The sequence below is a fragment of the Clavibacter tessellarius genome, from assembly GCF_001618005.1.
GTDB lineage: Bacteria > Actinomycetota > Actinomycetes > Actinomycetales > Microbacteriaceae > Clavibacter > Clavibacter tessellarius_A.
In genome coordinates, this window is the sequence record NZ_LQXA01000047.1 from 78,689 (window position 1) to 101,400 (window position 22,712).

The 22,712-nt window shown below is 74.2% G+C and carries 24 protein-coding genes; 10 read left to right on the top strand and 14 right to left on the bottom strand.

All coding sequences use genetic code 11. The features are described from left to right. From mptB to hemE, 6 genes are all read right to left on the bottom strand, one after another. Positions 1–1,647 carry a polyprenol phosphomannose-dependent alpha 1,6 mannosyltransferase MptB gene (mptB, locus tag AWH51_RS12610; RefSeq protein WP_254654575.1) on the bottom strand — a complete coding sequence of 549 codons (1,647 nt, stop codon included), beginning with the start codon at positions 1,645–1,647 and terminating at the stop codon, positions 1–3. Between the two features lie 25 nt (positions 1,648–1,672). After that, the gene (locus AWH51_RS12615) at positions 1,673–1,948 is read right to left on the bottom strand and encodes a DUF3618 domain-containing protein (protein WP_063072415.1); all 276 of its coding nucleotides are present in this window, start codon (positions 1,946–1,948) and stop codon (positions 1,673–1,675) included. After that, positions 1,938–2,354: a phage holin family protein gene (locus AWH51_RS12620; protein ID WP_063072416.1), complete on the bottom strand. Its 417-nt coding sequence runs from the start codon at positions 2,352–2,354 to the stop codon at positions 1,938–1,940. Before AWH51_RS12620 ends, AWH51_RS12615 begins: the two co-directional genes overlap by 11 nt. A 32-nt stretch (positions 2,355–2,386) precedes the next feature. After that, positions 2,387–2,728, bottom strand: a complete 342-nt coding sequence (locus tag AWH51_RS12625; protein ID WP_063072417.1) for a hypothetical protein — start codon at positions 2,726–2,728, stop codon at positions 2,387–2,389. A gap of 127 nt (positions 2,729–2,855) precedes the next feature. Beyond that, on the bottom strand, positions 2,856–4,295 hold the full coding sequence (gene hemG, locus AWH51_RS12630; protein WP_063072418.1) for a protoporphyrinogen oxidase: 1,440 nt from the start codon (positions 4,293–4,295) through the stop codon (positions 2,856–2,858). After that, positions 4,288–5,412 (bottom strand): uroporphyrinogen decarboxylase, encoded by a 1,125-nt coding sequence (gene hemE, locus AWH51_RS12635; RefSeq protein WP_063072419.1) that lies wholly within the window; start codon positions 5,410–5,412, stop codon positions 4,288–4,290. Before hemE ends, hemG begins: the two co-directional genes overlap by 8 nt. Before the next feature lie 149 nt (positions 5,413–5,561). On the opposite strand from hemE, the gene AWH51_RS12640 reads away from it, so the two are divergent. Genes AWH51_RS12640 through AWH51_RS12655 form a run of 4 tightly spaced genes read left to right on the top strand, consistent with a single transcriptional unit; the run spans position 5,562 to position 8,718 of the window. Further along, positions 5,562–6,881 (top strand): glutamyl-tRNA reductase, encoded by a 1,320-nt coding sequence (locus tag AWH51_RS12640; RefSeq protein WP_063072420.1) that lies wholly within the window; start codon positions 5,562–5,564, stop codon positions 6,879–6,881. Next, positions 6,878–7,513 carry a GNAT family N-acetyltransferase gene (locus AWH51_RS12645; protein WP_254654576.1) on the top strand — a complete coding sequence of 212 codons (636 nt, stop codon included), beginning with the start codon at positions 6,878–6,880 and terminating at the stop codon, positions 7,511–7,513. Before AWH51_RS12640 ends, AWH51_RS12645 begins: the two co-directional genes overlap by 4 nt. 14 nt (positions 7,514–7,527) lie before the next feature. Next, on the top strand, positions 7,528–8,145 hold the full coding sequence (locus tag AWH51_RS12650; protein WP_063072452.1) for a GNAT family N-acetyltransferase: 618 nt from the start codon (positions 7,528–7,530) through the stop codon (positions 8,143–8,145). Between the two features lie 9 nt (positions 8,146–8,154). Then, on the top strand, positions 8,155–8,718 hold the full coding sequence (locus AWH51_RS12655; RefSeq protein ID WP_217491921.1) for an NUDIX hydrolase: 564 nt from the start codon (positions 8,155–8,157) through the stop codon (positions 8,716–8,718). Here the strand turns inward: AWH51_RS12655 and AWH51_RS12660 are convergent. Then, positions 8,708–9,043, bottom strand: coding sequence for a hypothetical protein (locus AWH51_RS12660; RefSeq protein WP_063072421.1), 336 nt, complete (start codon positions 9,041–9,043; stop codon positions 8,708–8,710). The genes AWH51_RS12655 and AWH51_RS12660 overlap by 11 nt on opposite strands. Positions 9,044–9,208: 165 nt before the next feature. Here AWH51_RS12660 and AWH51_RS12665 point away from each other — a divergent pair, with 165 nt between their 5' ends. Further along, a complete protein-coding gene (locus AWH51_RS12665; protein ID WP_015489305.1) occupies positions 9,209–9,382 on the top strand; it encodes a CsbD family protein in 174 nt (57 codons plus the stop codon). Between the two features lie 92 nt (positions 9,383–9,474). Here AWH51_RS12665 and AWH51_RS12670 read toward each other — a convergent pair whose 3' ends face one another. Together AWH51_RS12670 and AWH51_RS12675 are read right to left on the bottom strand one after the other, a co-directional pair. After that, positions 9,475–10,662: an AMP-binding protein gene (locus AWH51_RS12670; protein WP_081235113.1), complete on the bottom strand. Its 1,188-nt coding sequence runs from the start codon at positions 10,660–10,662 to the stop codon at positions 9,475–9,477. A 19-nt stretch (positions 10,663–10,681) separates the two neighbouring features. Continuing rightward, complete coding sequence (locus AWH51_RS12675; RefSeq protein ID WP_063072422.1) at positions 10,682–11,593, bottom strand: 1,4-dihydroxy-2-naphthoyl-CoA synthase; 912 nt, start codon at positions 11,591–11,593, stop codon at positions 10,682–10,684. A 103-nt stretch (positions 11,594–11,696) separates the two neighbouring features. On the opposite strand from AWH51_RS12675, the gene AWH51_RS12680 reads away from it, so the two are divergent. Next, complete coding sequence (locus AWH51_RS12680) at positions 11,697–12,683, top strand: o-succinylbenzoate synthase (protein WP_063072423.1); 987 nt, start codon at positions 11,697–11,699, stop codon at positions 12,681–12,683. Positions 12,684–12,707: 24 nt separating this feature from the next. Here the strand turns inward: AWH51_RS12680 and ccsB are convergent, their stop codons facing one another. From ccsB to AWH51_RS12705, 5 genes are read right to left on the bottom strand one after another with little or no spacing between them, the layout of a single operon-like run. Continuing rightward, positions 12,708–13,706, bottom strand: coding sequence for a c-type cytochrome biogenesis protein CcsB (ccsB, locus tag AWH51_RS12685; protein ID WP_081235115.1), 999 nt, complete (start codon positions 13,704–13,706; stop codon positions 12,708–12,710). Continuing rightward, on the bottom strand, positions 13,703–15,361 hold the full coding sequence (locus tag AWH51_RS12690) for a cytochrome c biogenesis protein ResB (RefSeq protein WP_063072424.1): 1,659 nt from the start codon (positions 15,359–15,361) through the stop codon (positions 13,703–13,705). Before AWH51_RS12690 ends, ccsB begins: the two co-directional genes overlap by 4 nt. Continuing rightward, positions 15,345–16,085 (bottom strand): cytochrome c biogenesis CcdA family protein, encoded by a 741-nt coding sequence (locus AWH51_RS12695; RefSeq protein ID WP_063072425.1) that lies wholly within the window; start codon positions 16,083–16,085, stop codon positions 15,345–15,347. Before AWH51_RS12695 ends, AWH51_RS12690 begins: the two co-directional genes overlap by 17 nt. After that, entirely contained in the window at positions 16,086–16,691 is a 606-nt protein-coding gene (locus AWH51_RS12700; protein ID WP_063072426.1) for a TlpA family protein disulfide reductase, read from the bottom strand. It abuts the gene before it with no gap. Continuing rightward, the gene (locus AWH51_RS12705) at positions 16,691–17,335 is read right to left on the bottom strand and encodes a histidine phosphatase family protein (RefSeq protein WP_063072427.1); all 645 of its coding nucleotides are present in this window, start codon (positions 17,333–17,335) and stop codon (positions 16,691–16,693) included. The genes AWH51_RS12700 and AWH51_RS12705 overlap by 1 nt, the downstream gene beginning before the upstream one ends. Before the next feature lie 316 nt (positions 17,336–17,651). On the opposite strand from AWH51_RS12705, the gene AWH51_RS12710 reads away from it, so the two are divergent. From AWH51_RS12710 to AWH51_RS12725, 4 genes are all read left to right on the top strand, one after another. Then, positions 17,652–18,698 (top strand): sigma-70 family RNA polymerase sigma factor, encoded by a 1,047-nt coding sequence (locus AWH51_RS12710; protein WP_063072428.1) that lies wholly within the window; start codon positions 17,652–17,654, stop codon positions 18,696–18,698. Between the two features lie 249 nt (positions 18,699–18,947). After that, positions 18,948–19,160, top strand: coding sequence for a hypothetical protein (locus tag AWH51_RS12715; protein WP_063072429.1), 213 nt, complete (start codon positions 18,948–18,950; stop codon positions 19,158–19,160). 72 nt (positions 19,161–19,232) lie between these two features. Further along, positions 19,233–21,728, top strand: a complete 2,496-nt coding sequence (locus AWH51_RS12720) for an excinuclease ABC subunit UvrA (protein WP_063072430.1) — start codon at positions 19,233–19,235, stop codon at positions 21,726–21,728. A 118-nt stretch (positions 21,729–21,846) separates the two neighbouring features. After that, entirely contained in the window at positions 21,847–22,680 is an 834-nt protein-coding gene (locus AWH51_RS12725; protein WP_063072431.1) for a DUF2510 domain-containing protein, read from the top strand. Positions 22,681–22,712 lie beyond the last annotated feature (32 nt).

The window sequence follows — 22,712 nt, forward strand, 5'->3', positions numbered from 1 at the left end:
TCAGGCTGGCGGCACCCGCGCGGCGGAGAACTGGTGGCGGGGCGCCCGCAGCGCGCGGAAGGGATCCGTCCCCGCGAGCCCCTGCAGCCCCGGCGCGAGGACCCCGAGGACGCCGACCACCGCGACCAGCACGACGACCAGCCGCGGCCACCCGGAGGCGACCGTGTGCGTGACCGCCATGGGCTCGAGCAGGTTCACGCCCACGAGGAAGACCGTCGCCGAGACCGCGAGCGACATGGCCGCGCCGTCCGCGATGCCGACGACCGCCAGCACGACGAGCACCCACAGGCCGTACCAGGGGTAGACGACGGGCGACATCGCGACGATGCACGCGAACGCGAGCGCCAGCCGGGCCTCGCCGGAGAGCGTCCGGGTGGTGAGGATGCACCACGCCGCGCCGGCGAAGCCGATGAGGATGCCCGCGGTCTTGATCCCGCCCTCCACCGCTTCGCCGGGGCCGCCGAGCACGTCCACGAGCGGACCGATCGCGCCCGCCGCGAGGCCGAACGGCATGAACCAGGACACGACCGACACGGGGCTCGAGAGGGCCGAGATCCAGCCGAGGCCGACGCCGAGCAGCTCCCCGCCGAGGGCGAGGAGCCCCATCGCGACGATGCCCGACGCGGTCCAGGCCGCCCAGACGCGCGGGTCGCGCGTGGGCGCGCGGAGGCCGACGACGGCGCCCGCGGATCCGTCCACCGCGACGCCGGCGGGCGCGCGGTCGTCGACGCGGCGCGCCCGCATCTCCGCGTGCACGATCGCGACGACAGGCAGCGCGACGAGGGCGATGGGCTTCACGGCCACGGCCGCGGTCACCAGTAGCACCGCCAGCACGGGCCGCGAGTCGATGGCCGCCAGGAGGCCGGCGACGAGCAGGCCCATCATGAGCGCGTCGTTGTGCGCGGCGATCACGAAGTTGAAGCTCACGAGCGGGCTCGCCGCGAGGAACCAGAGCGCCCGCACGGGATCGATGCGGCGCCGGCGGGCGATCCGGTAGCCGCACCACACCATCAGCACGACGCCCGCGACCGACACGAGACGCGCGGCCACCACGGCCCACTCGATGCCGATGGCCGTGTCGATGGCGCCGAGCGCCCGCTCCACGACGAGGTACAGCGGCCCGTACGGCGCCGGGTTGTGCGCCCAGAGCGGGTCGACGCCCGTCGAGCGCCAGTCGGCGAGCACCGCGGGACCGTGCTCGTAGGGCGAGAGCCCGGCCCCGAGCACCCGGCCCTGCGCGATGTAGGAGTACACGTCGCGGCTGAACAGCGGGAGGCTGAGGAGCAGGGGCGTCGTCCAGAGGGCGGAGAGGCCGATGATCGCGCGGATCGCCCGGTTGCCCAGTCGCGGGAGGAGCGCTCCGAGGAGGAGCCACGCGGCGATCATGAGGATGCCCCCGACGACCACCGCGACCGACGCTATCCCGGTCGCCGTCGGCGACACCCGCAGGCTGCCGAGCACGGCCAGGTGCGAGAGGCGGGACTCCGTGGGCGCGTGGCCGACGATGAAGGACGACACCGCGAGCGTGAGGGCGCCGCCGAAGCCGACGAGCCCGGGCAGCACCAGCGGGTGCCGCCCGAGGGCGTCGGGATCACGCGGGGTCCGCGACGCGGGTAGGTCCACGGCGGCGCGGGAGTGCGCGGGCACGACGAGGGGTCCCGTCCGGTCCGGGTCAGCGGCGCGCGGCGCGCGACACGGCCCAGACCACGCCGCCGATCACCACGACCGCGCCCACGCCGACGGCCACGAGCAGCAGCGGGTCCTCGTCCGCCGTGCGGCGGATCCGGCGACGCAGGTCGGCGATGCCGTCCTTCGCGCGGCGCCGCACGTTCAGCTTCGACTCCAGCGCGTCGAGCGTGGCGGCGATCTCCTCGCGGGTGTGCTGGATGTCGAGCTTCAGCTCCGCGCGCGAGCGCGGGCCGACGGGGCGGGGGCGATCAGTGCTCATACTTGCCGGTCCCCTTCACCGCGTCGACGTCCTCCTTGAGGCTGTCCACGGTCTCCTCGGGCGTCGGCGGGACGCCCTTCTTGAGCCACCGGATGCCGAGCAGCGCGAGCACCACCGTGATCAGGAGGAAGACGCCCGCGACGATGAGCGCGGAGAGCCACGGCGAGAAGGCCTCGGACAGGCCGAGGATCGCGGCGGCGACGAGCACCAGGAACGCGATGAACGCGAAGAAGAGCGCCACGACGAGGAAGCCGGCGCCGATCCCCGCGTGCTTGAGCTTGGAGACGAGCTCGTTCTTGAACGACTCGATCTCGTCCTTGACCAGCTGGACGATGAGGGTCGGCAGGTCGGCGACGAGCCGGACGAGCGAGCGCTTGCTCTTCGGATTGAGATCCTGATCCGTCATGCGGGGTTCCCTCCTGGGGATGGGCGGGCGGGTCAGCGGGAGGTGCCGGAGCCGTTCGGCTCGGGCGAGGCGGGGTCCATGGTCGGGTACGTCGTGGTGGAGGCGCTGGACGGCGTGGATCCGGTCGAGGAGTCCTTCTTGCCGCCCGTGACGGTGCCGACGACCTTCTTGGCGCCGCCGACGACCGCGTGCGCGACGTCGGGGGTGTGGTCCTTCACGAAGCCGGCCGCGTTGTCGACCTGGCGCTGGACCTTCGGGTCGTCCCAGACCTTCTTGGCGTTCGTGCGGATCTGCTCGTAGCGCTTGCGTCCGGCGCGGGCACCGAGGACGTAGCCGACACCGGCTCCGGCGACGAAGAGAAGCTTGCCTTTCATGGGAGATCTCCGATCGTTGAGGGGGCACGTGGGGCGCACGTCCGTTCAGCGTATCCCTCCGGCGCACCCGCGTGGTCGGGGGCGGCCGGGCGGGCGCTGCCCGGCCAGGGGGCCGGCGCGGACCGCATCAGCGGCCGAGGACGCGGTCGGCGGCGGCCGTCGCGTCGGCGACGACGGAGGCGAGGCCCGTGCCCGCGACGGCGGATCCGGTGATCTCGAGGCCCGGGTGCTCGGCCGCCTCGTCGCGCACCGCCTGCACGCGCTCGCGGTGCCCGGAGGCGGCGAACGGGAGGGCGTTGGTCCAGCGCACGCGGGCGGATCCGGTGGCCCGGCCCTCGAGATCCGTCCCGAGCAGGGCCGACGCGTCGCGCACCGCGATCGCCGTGAGCTCGTCGTCCGGGACGCCCGCGGTGTCGTCCTGGCCGCCCGCGCGCCCGTAGGAGAGGCGGAGCACATGGCGGTCGCCCGCCAGCTCCTTCAGCCACGGCCACTTGGCGGTCGCGTGCGTGAGGGCCTTCGCGCGGACGTCGGGCACGTCGGCGGAGACCAGCACGCCCGTGCCGCGCGGGGCGGCGTCGAGCTCCGGCGCGCGGACGACGAGCGTGACGAGCTCGACGGAGGACGGCTCGGGCCAGCCCTCGGTGACGGCGCGCGGCGCGAGGCCGGAGAAGAGGCGGATGAGGCCGGCCGCCGGGATCGCGAGGACCACCGCGGCCGCGTCGATGCCGCGGCCGTCCGCGAGCTCGACGTGCCAGTCGTCGTACGCGGCGGCGCCCTCGTGCGACCGGTGCCGGTGCACCGACCCCGCGGCGAGGGAGGTGCGCACGTCGACGCCGAGGCGCTCGAGGTCGGCGACGAGCGCGTCGACCAGGAGGTGGACGCCGCCCACGATGCCGCTCACGGCGGATCCCGCGGGCGAGGCGGCGCGCATGGACGCGACCGCGCGCCCGAGCGACCCGTGCTCGGCCAGGCCGGCGCGCAGGCCCGGCGCCACGGAGTCGGCGTCGACCTCGTCGGGGTGGGCGCTGTGCACGCCGGAGACGATGGGGGCGACGAGCCGGTCGACGACGCGGTCGCCCATGCGGGCGCGCACGAGGCCGCCGAGCGTGCGCTCCTTCGCGCCGACGGAGGCCGGGAGCACGAGGTCGGCCTTGGCGCGGGCGACGCCGAGGCGTCCGATGGCGGTGGCGATGGTGCTGTCGAACGGATGCGCGGGGATCCCGAGCAGGCCCGTCCGCGGGAGCTGGATGGCGCGCTCGGCGAGCTGCACCCACGCGCCGTCCGGGTTCGGCTGCACGATGCGGTCGGCGAGGCCCAGCTCGCCGAGGTACGCGGCGACCGTGCCGCGGCGGGTGGCGAAGCTCTCCGCGCCGCTGTCGAGGCGGAGGCCGTCGACCACGTGGGATCCGACGGTGCCGCCCAGCGCGGGCGACGCCTCCACGAGGATCACGCGCTTCCCGGCCAGGGCGCAGGCGCGGGCCGCGATGAGGCCGCCCACCCCGCCGCCGACCACGACGACGTCGGTCGGGTCGACCTCGCCAGCCGCCTGCCGCGGGTCGCTAGCCACGGACCAGGTCCACGATGCGCGTGAGCACGGTCGGGTCGGTCTCGGGCGGCACGCCGTGCCCGAGGTTGAGGATGTGCGCGGGCGCCGCCTTCCCGCGCTCGAGCACGTCGCGGACGTGCGCCTCGAGGACGGGCCAGGGCGCGGCCAGCAGCGCCGGGTCGACGTTGCCCTGCACGGGGACGGATCCGCCCAGGCGGCGCGACGCCTCGTCGAGCGGGATGCGCCAGTCGACGCCCACCGCGTCGACGCCCACGTCGTGCATCGCGCCGAGGAGCTCGCCCGTGCCGACGCCGAAGTGGACGAGCGGGACGGTGCGCCCGTCGGCCGCCGTGATGGTGCGCACGTGGTCGAGCGCGAGCGCGGACGCCGGGGCGACGCGCTGCGTGTAGTCGGCGAGCGAGAGGCCGCCGGCCCAGGAGTCGAAGAGCTGCGCGGCGGAGGCCCCCGCCATGACCTGCGCGCGCAGGAAGACACCCGTGATCTCGGCGCACCAGCGCATGAGCGCGTCCCAGGCGTCGGGATCCGCGTGCATGAGGCCGCGCGCCGCGATGTGGTCCTTGCTCGGCCCGCCCTCCACGAGGTAGGCGGCGAGGGTGAAGGGCGCGCCCGCGAACCCGATGAGCGGGGTGTCGCCGAGCTCCGCCACCGTCCGCGCGACGGCCTGGCGGATGGGCTCGAGCGCCGCCGGGTCGAGCGCCGGCAGCGCGGCCACGTCGGCGGCGGTGCGGACGGGCTCCTCGAGCACCGGGCCGCGGCCCGCGACGATGTCGACGCCGACGCCCGCGAGCTTGAGGGGGATGACGATGTCGCTGAAGAAGATGCCCGCGTCCACGTGGTGTCGGCGGACGGGCTGCAGCGTGATCTCGCTCGCCATCTCCGGGTCGAGGCACGCGTCGAGCATGCGGGTGCCGACGCGCAGCTCCCGGTACTCCGGCAGCGAGCGGCCGGCCTGGCGCATGAACCACACGGGTGCGCGGTCCCCGCGACGGCCGCGGTACGCCTCCACGAGCAGCGACGACGCGGTGCGGGTGTTGAGCGGGTGCTCCGCGGGGAGCGGGAGGGCGGCGGATGCGGGCGCGGGGGCGGAGGATGCGGGCGTGATCACGGAGGAGATCATCGCATCCCCCGCCTGCGCGCCCGCTCGACTGGGGACGCGGCAGGAGGACGGGACGGCTGCGGGCGGCCGACGGCCGGGTCCGGCGGCGGCGGCGAGGCAGGGCACCCTCACCGGCCCCGACCACACGGCCGGGAGGTTTACCATGGACTGTGCTCATATGTCTGACGGCGAGTCATCACAACGCCAGCTTCGAGGTCCTCGAGAAGCTGTCCGTGGCCGCACCCTCCGTCGCCGGCACGCTCATGGAGCAGAACGACTTCATCGCGGGGGCCGTCGTCCTCGCCACCTGCAACCGCTTCGAGGCCTACCTCGACGTGGAGGAGCCCCTCACCGCCGCCCGCGCGCTGGCCGTCGAGGCCACGGTAGACGTGGTCAGCGGCGCCAGCGGCATCGACCGCGACGACGTCCGCGGCAGCGTCGACGTGAAGTGCGGGGACGCCGTGGCCGAGCATCTCTTCGCCGTCTCCTCGGGCCTCGAGTCCGTCGTCGTCGGCGAGGGCGAGATCGCCGGCCAGGTGCGCCGCGCGCTCGAGGGCGCCCGCACGGGCGGCACCACGAGCACCGGCCTCGAGCGGCTCTTCCAGACCGCGTCCAACACGTCGCGCGGCGTCAAGACCCGCACGGGCCTGCAGAGCGCCGGGCGCTCCATGGTCCGCCTCGCGCTCGACCTCGCCGAGAGCCGCATCGCCGACTGGTCGGCCACGCGCGTCCTCCTCGTCGGAACGGGCGCCTACGCGGGCGCGAGCCTCGCGGCGCTCCGCGACCGCGGCGTCGTCGACGTGCACGTCTACTCCCCCTCGGGCCGCGCGCAGAAGTTCGCCGGCCCCCACGGCATCCCCGCGGTCGAGGGGCGCGACCTGCTCCGCGCGCTCGCCGCCTCCGACATCGTCGTCACCTGCAGCACCGCGCCCAAGTCCGTGCTCGCCGCGCACCACCTGCAGGCCGCGGCCGCCGTGTCCGGCGACGGACGCCGTCGCCTCGTCATCGACCTCGGGCTGCCGCGCAACGTGGATCCGGACGTCGTCACGGTCGACGGCGTCGAGCTGCTCGACCTCGAGACCATCAGCCTCCACGCCCCGCTCCGCGACCTCACCGCCACGGACGACGCGCGCGAGATCGTGAGCACGGCCGCCGCCGAGTTCCGCGCCGCGAGCGCCGAGGACGAGGTGGCCCCCGCGGTCGTCGCGCTCCGCACCCACATCTTCGACGTCCTCGAGGGCGAGCTGGAGCGCGTCCGCAAGCGCGGCGACTCGTCCGAGGCCACCGAGAAGGCGCTCCGCCACCTCGTGAGCGTCCTCGTGCACCAGCCGTCCGTCCGGGCCCGCGAGCTCGCGCGGCAGGGCGAGGGGGCCCGCGTGGTCGACGCCGTGCAGGCGCTCTTCGGTCTCGACGTGGAGATGCCCGCCGCGGTGTCCTCCCCCGTCGCCGTCGCGCTGCCCCGCACCGGTGAGGCGGGCTCGGCGTCGTGAGGCCCCGCGTCCTCCGCGGCCCGCGCCTCGACGCGCCGCTCCGGATGACGGATCCCGTGCGCACCGAGCGCCTCGTGCTCCGGCCCTACACGGCCGACGACCTCGACGACTTCGCCGACATCCAGCGCCGCCCCGAGGTGGTCGAGTACATGTTCTGGCCGCTCCGCGACCGCGCCGCCTCGAAGCGGCACCTCGCCGACCGCCGCCGCAAGACCCGGCTCGAGCAGGGCCACGACTTCCTCGGTCTCGCCGTGGAGCTGCCCGACGAGCCGAGCCTCGCCCCGCGGGCGGGCACCGGCCGCGTCATCGGCGACGTGTCCCTCCTCCTCCGCAACGTCCCGTCGCGGCAGTTCGAGGTGGGCTGGGTGATGAACCCGGACTTCGCCGGCCACGGCTACGCCACGGAGGCCAGCCGCGCCCTCATCGACATCGCCTTCCGGCGCGCCGGCGCCCACCGTGTCGTGGCGCAGCTCGACTCCCGCAACTCGTCCTCCGCGCGCATGGCCGAGCGCCTCGGCATGCGCCTCGAGGGGCGCTTCCGCGAGGAGCACCTCGTCAAGGGCGAGTGGGTCGACAGCCTCTACTACGCCGTGCTGGCCGACGAGTGGGCGGCCCTGCCGCCGGCACCCTGACCCGGAGCCGCACCGTGCACGGAGACCTGCCCGCGATCGACCCCGTCGACGTGCGCGGCCCGATCCGCACGTCCCGCCTCGTCCTCCGCCCGTTCGCGCCCGACGACCTCGTGGCCGTCGACGGGTACGCGACCGCCCCGGGGGCACGGGCGCACCTCGCCGGTCCCCCGGCGGGCGCGCGACCCGACGCGGCGCGCCTGCTCGCCGATCGCCTGGCGTGGACGCGGCTGGCCGCGGTCGGCGACCGGTTGGCCCTGGCCGTCGAGCTGCCGGCCCAGGGCCCGCGGCCCGCGCATGTGGTCGGCGAGGCGCACGTGCGGCTGCGCGAGCCCGCCGCCCGCCAGGCCGAGCTGAGCGTCGTCCTGCACGAGGACGTGCGCGGCGCCGGCATCGCGGGAGAGGCGGCCGACCGGGTCCTCGAGCTCCTGTTCGAGGAGGTGGGCGTGCACCGCGTCACCGCCCGGGTGGACGCGCGGGACGCGGCCGCCCTCGCGCTGGCCACGCGCCTCGGCATGCGCCGGGAGGCCCTGCTCGTGCACGACCGATGGGCCGAGGGCGCGTGGGCCGATACCGTGGTCGTCGCCCTGCTCGACGTCGAGTGGGCGGCTCGCACGAGCCTCGACGGACTGTAGGAGGACCGCGTGACCTCGACCCCCGACCCGGCCCGCGGGCCCGTCATCCCCGTCCTGGACGACGACGACGATGACGACCTCGACGAGCTCGACGACCTCGACGACCTCGACCGGACGGACGGCTCCGGCGCCCGCGGATCCGACGGGCCGCTCGGCGCGCCGCGGGAACGGCCGCTGCGCGTGGCCGCGCTGGCCCTCATCCGCGACCGGCGGGTGCTCATGGTGCGCGTCACGGGCCAGGACGTGCTCTACCTGCCCGGCGGCAAGATCGAGCCGGGCGAGGGCGCACGGCAGGCGCTGATGCGCGAGGCCGCCGAGGAGGTCGGGCTCGACATCGACCCGGCGACCGTCGAGGACCTCTTCACCGTCCTCGCCGACGCCCACGGCGTGCACGCCGGACGGCTCGTGAGCATGACCGTCTACCGGGCCGAGCCGCGGGACCGGTCGCAGCAGCCCGTCGCCTCCGGCGAGATCGCCGAGGTCGAGCTCGTCGGATCCGCCGACGCCGACCGCTGCCCGCCCGCCGGACAGGAGGCCCTGGAGCGCCTGGTGGCGCTCCGGCTCATCGACTGAGCGGCGCGTCCCCGTCGGCGGAGGGGCCGCCCGCGTCCGCGGCGTCCGCGGAGCCGGGCGCCACCGGGTCCTCCCCCGCGGACGGCGCCGCCAGCTCGGCCGCGCGCGTGGCGCGCACCTTCCGCCGCTGGTCCACGAACGCGAGCACGGCCGCGACCGTGGCGATGCCGCCCGCGACGAGCGTGCCGGTGACCTCGCCGACCCCGTCCACCTTCATGGCGGCCACGAGGATCGCGACCGTGAAGCCGGCGATGACGACGCCGACCGCGAGGATCAGCCAGGAGAGGAGGCCCTTCGCGCGCGCGTCGGGGGTGCGGGTGGCCATGCGCCCATCCTCCCACGCGGGTGCCGGGCCGTCCGGGAGCGCAGGTCGCGGGCACCCCGGGCGAGGGCGATCCTCCGGCCCGAGCGTCCGGTGTGAGCCGGGTGACGCCCGCGCCCGACCGGCGTAGCGTCGGAGACGTCACATCCACCGAACGAAGGAGCGCCCATGAGTGCGGACGACAAGGCCCAGAACACCGGCGAGAAGCTCGCGGGGAAGGCCGAGGAGGCCTTCGGGAAGCTGACCGGCGACGACAGCAAGGTCGCCGAAGGCGAAGCGAAGCAGGCCGGGGCAAGCGCCAAGCAGGCCGGCGAGAACGTGAAGGACGTCTTCAAGAAGTAGGACCTTCGGAGGGACGTCCCTCCTGAGAGGCGAGGGGCCGGATGCCGAGCATCCGGCCCCTCGTCATGTCCGGGCGCGGGAGGCGCGGCGGATCAGGTGCCCGGATCGGTGTCGGCCAGCGTCCGGAGCGCGCGGCGGTCCGGCTTCCCGGACGGGAGCGTCGGCAGCTCCTCGACGCCGCGGACGGACGACGACCCGGCGACGCGGCCGAGGCGCGCGGCCAGCTCGCGGCGCACGCGATCGGCGAGCCCGGGATCCACCCCGCCGGGCACGAACACCACGGGACGCTGGCCCCACCCCGTGTGCTCGCCGGGCACCGCGACGGCCTCGCCGAGGCGCGCGTCCCATCCGGCGAGCGACCGCACCGCCTCCTCCACCGCGGCGAGCCGGAGCTTCTCGCCGCCGGAGATCACGACGTCGTCGAGCCTGCCGCTGATGCGCAGCACGCCGTCGACGAGCTCGCCGCCGTCGCCCGTGCGGTACCAGCGGCGGCCGTCGTGCTCCCCGAAGGCCGCGTCCGTCGCGGCGGGGTCGCCGAGGTAGCCCTCCGCGAGCATCGGGCCCGCGAGCTCCACCTGCCCGTCGACCACGGCGACCTCGGCCGTCGCGACGGGCACGCCGTCGTAGACGCAGCCGCCCGCGGTCTCGCTCGACCCGTAGGTGCGGACCACGCGCCAGCCGAGCGCAGCGGCCCGGTCGACGAGCTGCGGCGGCGTGGCCTGGCCGCCCACGAGGATCGCGTCGAGGCGGCCGACGCCGTCGCGGATCCGGCGCGCGTCGTCCCCCGCGGGCGCGGCCTCCGCGGCGTCCACCAGCCGGTGCAGCTGCGTGGGCACGAGCGACGTGAAGCGGGCGACACGCGCGTCGAGCTCCGCGGCGGCGTCCGCGAACGCCCGCGGGTCGAACCAACCGGGCGGCAGGACGACCGGCGCCGTCCCGGCGGCGATGGACCGCACGAGCACCTGGAGGCCGGCGATGTAGTGGGTGGGCAGCGCGAGGATCCACTGCCCCGGCGCCCCGAGCGCGGTCTGCGACGCGGCGGCGCTCGCCAGCAGCGCGTCCGCGGAGAGCGCCACGCGCTTGGGACGCGAGGTCGTGCCGGACGTCTCGACCACGAGCGCGACGCGGCGCTCCACCTCGACGGGCGGCGGCGGATCCCCGGCGGCCGCGGCCGCGTCGACCGGCCGCGCGAGCAGCGCCGGCCCGTCGCCCGCGAGGGCCGCCCGGAGGAGCGGCACCACGTCCGCGCCGGATGCCGTCAGCCGCTCCAGCCGCCTCACGGCACCAGGCCCGCGCGGATCAGAACTGCCACGGGAACGGCGACCAGTCGGGCGCGCGCTTCTCGAGGAAGGAGTCGCGGCCCTCGACGGCCTCGTCCGTGCCGTAGGCGAGGCGCGTGGCTTCGCCCGCGAAGACCTGCTGCCCGACCATGCCGTCGTCGACCGCGTTGAAGGCGAACTTGAGCATGCGGATCGCGGTGGGCGACTTGCCGAGGATGGTCTCGGCCCAGTCGAGCGCCGTCGTCTCGAGCTCGGCGTGCGGCACGACGCGGTTCACGGCGCCCATCTCGTACATGCGCTGGGCGCTGTGCTCCTCGGCGAGGAAGAACACCTCGCGCGCGGCCTTCTGGCCCACCTGGCGGGCGAAGTACGCGGATCCGTACCCGCCGTCGAACGAGCCGACGTCGGCATCGGTCTGCTTGAAGCGGCCGTGCTCGGCCGACGCGATGGTGAGGTCGCACACGACGTGCAGCGAGTGCCCGCCGCCGGCCGCCCAGCCGGGCACGACCGCGATGACGACCTTGGGCATGAAGCGGATGAGCCGCTGCACCTCGAGGATGTGCAGGCGTCCGGCGCGGGCGGGATCCACGCCCTCCGCGGTCTCGCCCTCGCCGTACTTGTAGCCGTCGCGCCCGCGGATCCGCTGGTCACCGCCGCTGCAGAACGCCCAGCCGCCGTCCTTCGGGCTCGGGCCGTTGCCGGTGAGGAGCACGACGCCGATGCGCGGATCCTGACGGGCGTCGTCGAGCGCCTGGTACAGCTCGTCGACGGTCCGCGGGCGGAAGGCGTTCCGCACCTCCGGCCGGTCGAACGCGATGCGCGCGATCCGCCCGGTGAGGTCGTGGTGGTACGTGATGTCGGTGAAGCCCTCCGCGAGGGGCACGTCGCGCCAGCGGGTGGGATCGAGGATGTCGGAGACCTGCTTCACCATGACGCCCAGCCTAGGCGCCGGGTGCCCGGCCGTCCGCGGCCGGGCACCGGTCGCCGGGCACCGGGCACCGGTCGCCGGTCGCCGCGGGTGCGAGGCTGGACCCATGCTCCCCGCCCTGGACGATCTCCTCGCCACCGCCCGCGTCGTCGCCCTCCCCCTCCGCACGCGCTTCCGCGGCCTCGACGTCCGCGAGGCCGTCCTGATCGAGGGCCCGCACGGCTGGAGCGAGTTCTCGCCGTTCGTCGAGTACGACGACGCCGAGGCCGCCGCCTGGCTGGAGGCCGCGATCGACTTCGGCTGGACCGAGCCGCCCGCGGCGCTCCGCGACCACGTGCTCGTGAACGCGACGATCCCGGCGATCCCGGCCGAGGGCGTGGCCGGGGTGCTCGCGCGGTTCCCCGGCTGCCGCACAGCCAAGGTCAAGGTCGCCGAACGCGGCACGACGCTGGCGGACGACGTGGCGCGGGTCACCGAGGTGCGCCGCCTGCTGGGGCCGGAGGGCCGCGTGCGCATCGACGCGAACGCGGCCTGGAACGTGGACGAAGCCGAGCACGCGGTGCACGCCCTCGCCGAGCACGACCTCGAGTACGTGGAGCAGCCGTGCGCGACGGTCGAGGAGCTGGCCGAGCTGCGCGAGCGGATCCGTCACCTCGGTGTGCCCGTGGCCGCCGACGAGAGCGTGCGCAAGGCCGACGACCCGCTGCGGGTGGCGCGCGCCGGCGCCGCCGACCTGCTCGTGATCAAGGCGCAGCCGCTCGGCGGGATCCACCGCGCGCTCCGCATCACGCAGGACGCGGGCCTGCCGGTCGTGGTGTCCAGCGCGTTGGACACGAGCATCGGCATCTCGATGGCCGCGCACCTCGCGGCCGCGATCCCCGAGCTGCCCCACGACTGCGGCCTCGGCACGGTATCGCTCTTCGTCGAGGACGTGGTGGCGGAGCCGCTCGTGCCGGTCGACGGCCGGATCCCGGTGCGCCGCGTGACGCCGGACGCACGGCTCCTCGACGCCCATGCCGCGGACGCGGACCGCCGGGAGTGGTGGCTCGACCGGATCCGCCGCACGCACGCCGTGCTCGCGACGCGCGCCTGAGCCGGCTGAGCGGCTGGGCGCCGCCTACAGGCCGCTGTAGGTGTGCAGGCCCTTGAAGAAGACGTTGACGACGCCGAAGTTGAACATGACGGCGGAGAACCCGATGACCGCCAGCCATGCCGACCGCGATCCGCGCCAGCCGCGGGTCGCCCGCGCGTGGATGTAGCCGGCGTAGAGCACCCAGATGATGAAGGTCCAGACCTCCTTGGTGTCCCAGCCCCAGTAGCGACCCCACGCGCGCTCGGCCCAGATGGCGCCGGCCATGAGCGTGAAGGTCCAGAAGATGAAGCCCACGATGTTGAGGCGGTACGCCATCGACTCGAGCGTGACGGAGTCGGGCAGGGTCGCGAGGAAGCGCATCTTCGCCGCCTTCGCATCGGCGGCGAGCGACTCGCGCCGGAACTGCAGCAGCTGCACGCCGGAGAGCGCGAAGGCGAGCGCGAAGAACCCGGTGCCGAGGGCGGCGACGAAGACGTGGATCACGAGCCAGTACGACTGCAGCGACGGCGGCAGCGGCGACACCTCGACGCGGTACTGCACGACGGCGACGCCCAGGAGGATGAGGATGAGCCCCGTGACGAACGTGCCGAGGAACCGCAGGTCGCGGCGCGTGAGCACGATGAGGTAGACGCTGAGGATGAGCAGCGTGCCCGTCATGGCGAACTCGTACATGTTCGCCCACGGGACACGCGAGGCCGCGAGCCCGCGGAGCACGGTCGCGACGGCATGCGCCACGAAGCCGACGACGAGCAGCACCATGGCGACGTTGAGGCTGAGGGACCTGCCGGCGGCCACGGGCGCGTCCGGCCCGGAGGAGGCGGGCTCGCGCTCCAGGGTGGCGGTTCCGCCCCCGCGGGCCGCGGTGGCGCCGACGGCGGAGGGCTGCCGCGCGGTGGCCGCGTCGGCGACGAGCGCCGAGCGGCGGGCGAGATCGAGGGCGAACGCGATGAACGCGGCCGCGTAGAGGCCCATCGCGACGAGGAGCGCGATGAGGGAGACGTCGTCGAGCATGGCCGTGTTCACGAGGGGAGCCTAACTTCTGCATCTGACACCGTGCCCGGCGCGAGGCCGGCCACGTGCTTGTCCGCCAGCGCCGCGACCGCGGCCTCCAGCGTGGGGTCCTCGCCGCGGGCGAGCCCGGCGTACTCGAGGGTGGTGGATCCGTCCGCCTGCGGCACCGCCTTGACCCAGACGCGCCGACGCGGCACGAACAGGGACGTGAGCAGGCCGCCGAGGATCAGGATCGCGAACAGCAGCACCCAGCCCTGGGTCGGGTCGTGGTGCACGTCGAACGAGACGAAGCGCGGCACGGCGTCGAGGCTGACGGTGCCGAGCCCGTCGGGCAGGTCGACGGTCTGCCCGGGCGACATCCGCAGCGCCTGCACGCCCGTCCGCCCGCCCGTGAGCTGGGTCAGCTCGTTGACCTGGAGGTTGTAGACGGAGGTGGGCACTCCCGCGTTGATCCCGAGGTCGCCCGTGTAGACGTTGAGCGTCAGCACGGGGTTGTCGAGATCCGGGTAGGAGGACCTGAAGGGCGTCTTCGAGTCGTCGAGCGTCGGGTAGAAGAACCCGATCATGCCGACCTGCTCGCGCAGCCCGTCCGGCACCTTGACGACGCCCTGGGACATGAGCTTCGCGTCCTGCGGGAGGAACGGCACGTCGGCGCTGTAGACGCTCTTGCCCTCCGGATCCCGCACCGTGACATGCGGCGCGTACCCGTTGCCGAGCAGGTACATGTCGGTGCCGCCGATGGCGAGCGGGTCGTTCACCTTGACCTCGCGGTCCTGCGGCTGGCCTCCGGGCACGTCGGCGGTGACGTCGGCCGTGAAGTCGAGCGGCTGGCCGATGGCGTTCGGGTTCTCCTGCTCGTACTGCACGTGCAGCGCGTTCAGCTTCACGCGGTACGGCGTGAGCGCGGAGTCGTCGAAGAACCGGCCGGGGTTGAACGAGTCGAAGGTCGAGAGCGTGTTCACGAACGACTGGCCCTCGACGAGCACCTTCTGCCCGGAGTACCCGAAGCCGCCGCCGACGCCGACCGTGATGAGGATCCCCACGAGCGCCGAGTGGAACACGAGGTTGCCGGTCTCGCGCAGGTACCCGCGCTCGGCCGAGACGGAGAGCACGCCGCCGGAGGCCGACGCGTCGTCGACGAGCAGGGTGCGGTAGCGCTGCTTCGTGAGGAGCGCGCGGGCCTGGCGGATCGCCTCGACCGGATCCCCCGTGGTCGTCCGCGTCGTGTAGCCGGCCAGGCGGGACAGGCGCGCCGGCGTCTTCGGGGGCGCTTGGCGGAGCGCGTCGAAGTGGTGCTTGGCCCGCGGCACGACGCAGCCGATGAGGCTGATGAACAGCAGCAGGTAGATGGAGGAGAACCAGACCGAGCTGTAGGTGTCGAACACCTGCAACCAGTCGAGGACCGGGTAGAGGTCCGGGTTGTCCAAGCGGAACTGCGTGACGCCGTTGGGGTCGGAGCTGCGCTGCGGCACCAGGGATCCGGGGATGGCCGCGAACGCGAGCATGAGCAGCAGGAATAGCGCCGTGCGCATGCTCGTGAGCTGCCGCCAGGCCCAGCGGAGCGTGCCGAGGAAGCCGAGCTTCGGCTGCTCGATGGCCGCGCCGGCGGCGGAGGACGGGCGCGAGGCCCGCTGCGGCGAGTCGACGTGGTCAGATGGCCGGGACATACGTGGCGATCACCCCCTGGAGGCGGAGCATCCACGCCGACCAGAGGCCGGAGACCATGAGCACGCCGATGAGGACGAGCAGCGCTCCCCCGACGAGGTTGACGGTGCGGATGTGGCGGCGGAGGAACCCGACGGTGCGCGTCATCCAGCCGAGGCCGAGGGCCACGAGGAGGAACGGCACGCCGAGCCCGATGCAGTAGGCGACGCCGAGCAGCACTCCGCGGCCCGCATCGGCGGACGTGAGGCTCATCGAGATGACGACGGCGATGGTCGGGCCGATGCAGGGCGCCCAGCCGATGCCGAACACGACGCCGAGCAGCGGTGCGCCCGCGAGCCCGGTGGCCGGCCGCCACGAGCTCTTCACCTGCCGCTGGAGGAAGCCGAGCCGCCCGGTGAAGACGAGCCCCATGACGATGAGGACGACGCCGAGGATCCGCGTGATGAGGTCCTGCCAGCGCATCAGCCAGAAGCCGGCGGTGGCCGAGACGAGCGTGGTGACGATGAAGACGGCGGAGAAGCCGAGCACGAACAGCGCCGTGCCGAGGAGCAGGCGGCGACGCGTCGCGGATCCGCCCTTGGCCTCGGCCATGCCGCCGATGTAGCCGAGGTAGCCGGGCACCAGCGGCAGCACGCAGGGGGAGGCGAACGAGACCAGGCCCGCGAGCAGCGCCAGCGGCACCGCGACGAGGAGCTGGCCCGAGAGGGCGCTCTGGATCTGATCCACCTAGCCCGCCGGCTCCGCGACCGTGTCGGAGACGAGCGTGCGGAGCACCCCGGGGTCGATCTTCCCGAGCACCCGCGAGGCGACGCGACCCTGGCGGTCGAGCACGATGGTGGCGGGCACGGCGTTCGGCGCGATGGTGCCGGCGAACGCGAGCTGCATGCTCGTGTCCTCGACGTCGAGGACGGACGGGTAGGTGATGCCGTAGGTGGAGTCGAACGACTCGACGTTCGGTGCCCGGTCGCGCGTGTTCACCCCGAGGAACTTCACGCCGTCGGGCGCGTGCTCTACGCTCGCGGCCTGCAGGTCCTTCGCCTCGAGGCGGCAGGGCGGGCACTCGGCGTACCAGAAGTTGACCACCGTGACGGATCCCCGGTACGCGTCGGACGACACCTCGGTGCCGTCGGCGAGGGTGCCGGAGAAGTCGACCGGGGCGGCGCGGTCGGACAGCGGCACCTCCGTGAACGTGCCGTCTCCCGCGATGTAGCGCTTGTTGTCGCCCGCGCGGAACTCGGCCGCGAGCGGATCCTGCGTGCAGCCGGTGAGCGCGACCGCGGCGAGAGCGGCGGACCCGACGGCGGCGAGGACGGTGCGGCGGCGGACGGGCATCAGACCGCGCCCTCGTCGACCGCGAGGTCGGACAGGCCGGCCGCCGCGTCGATGTAGCCGGTCTCGACGAACCGGTCGCCCACGCGCTCCACCGTGGTGATGCTCGACAGCGCGCAGCGGCGCTTGCGCGGGTCGTGGAAGAGGCGCTCGCCCGCGAGGGAGAGGTGCACCATCCAGATGGGCAGCTGGTGGCTGACGATGACGACGTCGCCGTCCGGCACCGAGCGGTGCGCGGCCTTGACGGCCTCCGCCATGCGGGCGGCGATGGAGCGGTACGACTCGCCCCAGCTCGGCTTCACCGGGTCGACGACGAGCGGCCAGAGGCGCGGGGAGCGCGCGATGCGGGAGGGCGAGGGGAAGCGCGAACCCTCGAAGCGGTTGGTGGGCTCGATGACGCGCTCGTCGGTCGCGACCTCCAGGGCGAAGCGCTCGCCCCAGGGTGCGGCGGATTCCTGCGCGCGCTGCAGCGGGGAGGCGATGACGCGGTTGACGGGTGCTCCGGCGTCCTCCAGGGCCCGCGCGGCCGCGTCGGCCATGCGGTGGCCGAGGTCGGAGAGGCCGTATCCCGGGATGCGTCCGTAGAGCACTCCGTCGGGGTTGTGCACCTCGCCGTGACGGACGAGATGGATTCGTGAGGCGACCACCCGTCAAGTGTAGGTGTCGCGCGGATGTACAACCGCCGAGCAGCGAGCGCAACCCCATGCGCGAATCATTCGTCCGCAATACGATTGGGCGCACCGGCGGGGGCCGGTGCTTCGCCTCCGGCTCCGACCGGTTCTTACATGCGTATACGAATGATTGGGCCCCAAAGGAATCGCACGCTAAGTTAGGTGCGCGAGGTCGTGATCCGACCTCCCGGCGAGAGCCCCGTGGCACACGGGACCTCGCAGAGACCCCCGTCTAACGGACGCGGGCCCGCATGACGATGCCGTCCGGGACGGCGCGGAAGGAACGGGCACCATGACGATGACACCGACCAGGCCCACGGCCACCGACACCACCAGCACCGATTCCGCCCTCGATCCGATCGAGGCCGTCGGCCCCGTCGATCCGTACGCGGACTCCGACCTCCCCGAGCCCTCGCTCGTCACGCCCGGCGCCAGCACCGACGCCGTCAAGGACTACCTCCGCCAGATCGGCCGCGTGCCGCTCCTCACCGCCGAGCAGGAGGTGAGCGTCGCCCGCCGCATCGAGGTGGGCGTGCTGTCCCAGGAGGTGCTGGACACCCGCACCGACCTGACGCCCGCCGAGCGCCGCGAGTACCAGACGCTGGCCCAGGACGGCATGCGCGCCAAGCAGCACCTCGTGAACGCCAACCTGCGCCTCGTCGTCAGCATCGCCAAGCGCTACACCGGCCGCGGCCTGCCGTTCCTGGACCTCATCCAGGAGGGCAACATGGGCCTCGTCCGGGCGGTCGAGAAGTTCGACTACCAGGCCGGCTTCAAGTTCTCGACCTACGCGTCGTGGTGGATCAAGCAGTCCATCACCCGCGGCATGGCGGACACGAGCCGCACCATCCGGATCCCCGTGCACACCGTCGAGCACATCAACCGCATCAACGCGGTGCAGCGCGAGCTCGCGGTGGAGCTCGGCCGGGACCCCTCCATGGAGGAGATCGCGCGCGAGTCGGACACGCCGGTCACCAAGGTGCGCTACCTGCTCGACCGCGCGCAGGAGCCCATGTCGCTGCAGGTCCTCGTGGGCGGCAGCGGCGGCGACGGCGACACCGAGATGGCGGACCTCATCGAGGACGCCGACGTCACGCAGCCCATCGACGTGGTGACGCAGCAGCTCATGGCCGCGCACGTCACGCGCCTCATCGACGGGCTCGCCGAGCGCGACGCCGAGGTCGTGCGCATGCGCTTCGGCCTCGCGGGACTCGAGCCGCGCTCGCTCGCGTACGTGAGCCAGCAGCTCGGCGTGACGCGCGAGCGCGTGCGCCAGATCGAGAAGAAGTGCCTCGCGAAGCTCCGCATCCCGGAGCTGGAGACGTACATCCGCGGCTGATCCCGCCGCATCCCGAAGGCCGTCCGCGCTGCGTCGCGGGCGGCCCTCGCGCGTGCGCGGCGCATCGACGCCCGGGTCCGGGCCGGATCCGCATGCCCACGGGCGCCCGTGTTCCTGCGGATCCGCCGAGTACTACGCCCGCTAGTCGTTAGTGCGCATACAGTTGTTCCCCACCCCTCCGACGGCGCGCATCCACGCCGCGGACGACACGAAGCGAGCTCGACGACGAGCCGCGAAGAAGGAGGAGCCATGGCTCTCACGCAGGCCGCACCCGGCGTCACCGACGTCCCCCGCATCAGCTGGTCCCCCGTCGCCGCGGGGCTCTGGGTCGCCCGACGCGGCGACGAGTTCGCCGGCATGAGCGAGGAGCGGTGGGGCGCGGGCTTCCACGTCACCGACCGCCTCGGCCGCGACGTCGGCGACTTCCCCACCCTCGCCGAGGCGCGCGCCGCCCTGTCCTGACCGCCCTCCCGACCGCGCTGCCCCTCCGGCGGCCGGTCGGCACCGCGGGTCGCCGGGGATAGGGTCGAGCAGGTGCCTCCCTCCGGAAAGACCCCGCCCGCCTCCGCCGCCGACGACCGCGCGGACGGCTTCGTGCGTGTGCGGGGCGCGTCGGAGAACACGCTCCGGGACGTGGACGTGGACATCCCGCGCGACCGCATCGTCGCCTTCACGGGCGTCTCCGGATCCGGCAAGTCGTCGCTCGCGTTCGGCACCGTCTACGCCGAGGCCCAGCGGCGGTTCTTCGAGTCGGTCGCGCCGTACGCCCGTCGGCTGATCCGGCAGGAGCAGACGCCGCACGTCGAGAGCATCACCGGCCTGCCGCCCGCGGTCGCGCTCCAGCAGCGCCGCGGAGCGCCGAGCACGCGCTCGACCGTCGGCACCGTGACCACGCTGTCCAACTCGCTGCGGATGCTGATGTCGCGCGCGGGCGCCTACCCCGCCGGGCAGGGCCGGCTCGACTCCGACGCCTTCTCCCCCAACACCGCCGCGGGCGCCTGCCCCGTGTGCCACGGCCTCGGCGTCGCGCACACCGTGACCGAGGCATCGCTCGTGCCGGATCCGTCGCTGTCGATCCGCGACGGCGCGATCGCCGCGTGGCCGGGCGCCTGGCAGGGCAAGAACCTGCGCGACATCGCCATCGCGCTCGGCTACGACGTGGACGTGCCGTGGCGCGAGCTGCCGCAGGAGCGACGGGACTGGATCCTCTTCACCGAGGAGCAGCCCGTGGTGCAGATCACGCCGCAGCGCGACCGGGTGGCGAAGCCGTACAACGGGCGCTTCTGGAGCGCGCGCTCCTACGTGCTGCACACGCTGGCCGACTCGTCGAGCCCGCGTCTCCGCGAGGCGGCGCTCGCGCACATGGTGTCCGGCACGTGCGAGCGGTGCGGCGGGAGCGGGCTGACGGCCGAGGCGCTGGCCGTGACCTTCGCCGGCCGCAGCATCCAGGAGCTCAACGCGCTGACGCTCGCGGACCTCGCGACGGCCATCGCGCCGACGGACGGCATGGGCGACGTGGCCGTGACGATCACGACCGACCTCGTCGCGCGCCTCGCCGTGCTGGTGGACCTCGGGCTCGGCTACCTCAGCCTCGGTCGCGTGACCACGACGCTGTCGCCCGGCGAGATGCAGCGGCTCCGTCTGGCGACGCAGCTGCGGTCGGGGCTGTTCGGGGTCGTGTACGTGCTCGACGAGCCGTCCGCCGGGCTGCACCCGGCCGACGCCGAGCCGCTCCTCGAGGTGCTCGAGCAGCTGCGCGACTCCGGCAACTCGGTCTTCGTGGTCGAGCACGACATGGACGTCGTGCGGCGGGCCGACTGGATCGTGGACGTGGGGCCGGGCGCCGGGCAGGCGGGCGGATCCGTCGTCTACAGCGGGCCGGTCGACGGGCTCCGCGAGGTGGAGGGATCCGCGACGCGGCCGCACCTCTTCCCCGACCTGGCGCCGGCGCGGGCGGAGCGGACGCCGCGGACGCCCACCGGGAGCATCCGGGCCACGGGCGTGACGCTGCACAACCTCGTCGACCTCGACGTGGAGATCCCGCTGGGCGTGATGGTCGCGGTGACGGGCGTCTCCGGATCCGGGAAGTCGACGCTCGTGAGCCGCGTGCTGCCGGACCTGCTGCGGGCCTCGCTCGCGCCCGACCGCGTGGTGGTCGAGCCGGGGGACGACGCGGACGGGGACGCGCCCGACGACGCGTCCGGACCCGCCCGCATCGCCCGGGTCGAGGGCGCCGAGGCGGTGGACCGGCTCGTCGCGGTCGACCAGCGCCCCATCGGCCGCACGCCGCGCTCGACCCTCGCCACCTACACGGGGCTCTTCGACGCGGTCCGGCGCACCTACGCGGCGACCGACGAGGCGCGGGCGCGCGGCTACGGCGCCGGGCGGTTCTCCTTCAACGTCGCGGGCGGGCGGTGCGAGACCTGCCAGGGCGAGGGATCCGTGACCGTCGAGCTGCTCTTCCTGCCCGGCTCCTACGGACCGTGCCCCACCTGCCACGGCGCCCGATACGAGCCCGGGACGCTCGAGATCGAGTACCGCGGGCGCTCGATCGCGGACGTGCTGGCGATGACGGTCGACGAGGCGCACGGGTTCCTCGCCGACGTGCCGCTCGCGGCGCGCGCCCTCGCGACCCTCCGCGACGTGGGCCTCGGCTACCTGCGGCTCGGCCAGCCCGCCACGGAGCTGTCGGGCGGAGAGGCGCAGCGGATCAAGCTGGCCACCGAGCTGCAGCGCGCGCCCCGCGGCCACACCCTCTACCTGCTCGACGAGCCGACGACGGGGCTGCATCCGGCGGACGTCGTGCTGCTCCTGCGCCAGCTGCAGGGACTCGTCGACGCGGGGAACACGGTCGTGGTGGTGGAGCACGAGATGGACGTGGTGGCGGACGCCGACCGGGTCATCGACCTCGGGCCGTCGGGCGGCGACCAGGGCGGACGCATCGTGGCGCAGGGCACCCCGCGCGAGGTCGCGGACACGGCCGGCAGCCGCACCGCCCCCTACCTCGCCCGCCGGCTCGACGCGTCCTGAGCGGCGGCCCCGCGTGCCATCGCGGCCCCCGGCCCGCGTCGGTAGTCTGACCTGCGGCGTCCGCGCCCGCGCGCGTCGACGCCCGACGGCATCCGCACCTCTTCCCTAGGAGCACCTCGTGACTGACTCGACCGGAACACCCTCCACGCCCGCGGGCTGGTACGCGGACCCCGCCGGATCCGACCGCCTGCGCTGGTGGGACGGCACGCGCTGGACCGACCACCTGACGGATGCGCCGGGCGCTGGTGCCGGTGCGGGTGCCGGTGCCGGTGCCGGTGCGGCGCACTCGACGGGTCGCACCGGATCGGCGGAGGAGGCCGCGCCGGCAGCGTCCGGCGCGTCGGACGGCCAGGCGGCGTCGCAGCCGTACGCCCAGCAGACGTACGCCCAGCAGACGTACGCGCAGCAGCCGTACGCGCAGCAGACGTACGCGCAGCAGCCGTACGCGCAGGCCGCCTACGCGGCACCGACCCCGCCGCCGCAGGTGCCCGCGAGCACCTCGCCGTGGACCTGGGCCATCTGGGTGCTCGCGGCGCTGCCGGTGGTCTCGCTCGTGATCTCGCTCAGCGTGGACTACCGCAGCCTGCTGGACTCGAGCCCGCGCGGGATCAGCCCCGAGGCCGCCGTGACGTCCGCGCTCCTCAACTTCCTGCAGTTCCTCCTGTGGGGCGCGACGGTCGTCCTCGCGTTCTTCGACTGGCGGGACCTCACGCGCCGCGGCATCGTGAAGCCCTTCCACTGGGCGTGGGCGTTCATCCCCGTCAACGGCGGGGTGTACCTCATCGGCCGGTCGATCGTCGTGCGCCGCCGGATCGAGGGCGCGCCGTCCTCCGCGCTCACGCCGATCTGGGTCTGGATCGGGCTCAACGCGCTCGTGTCCATCATCGCGATCGCGAAGGGCGTCGGTGTCCTCCTGGACACGATGCAGCGGTACAGCCCCCGCGGCTACTGATCTGCGGGCACCCGCCCGCCGCACGCCCCGCG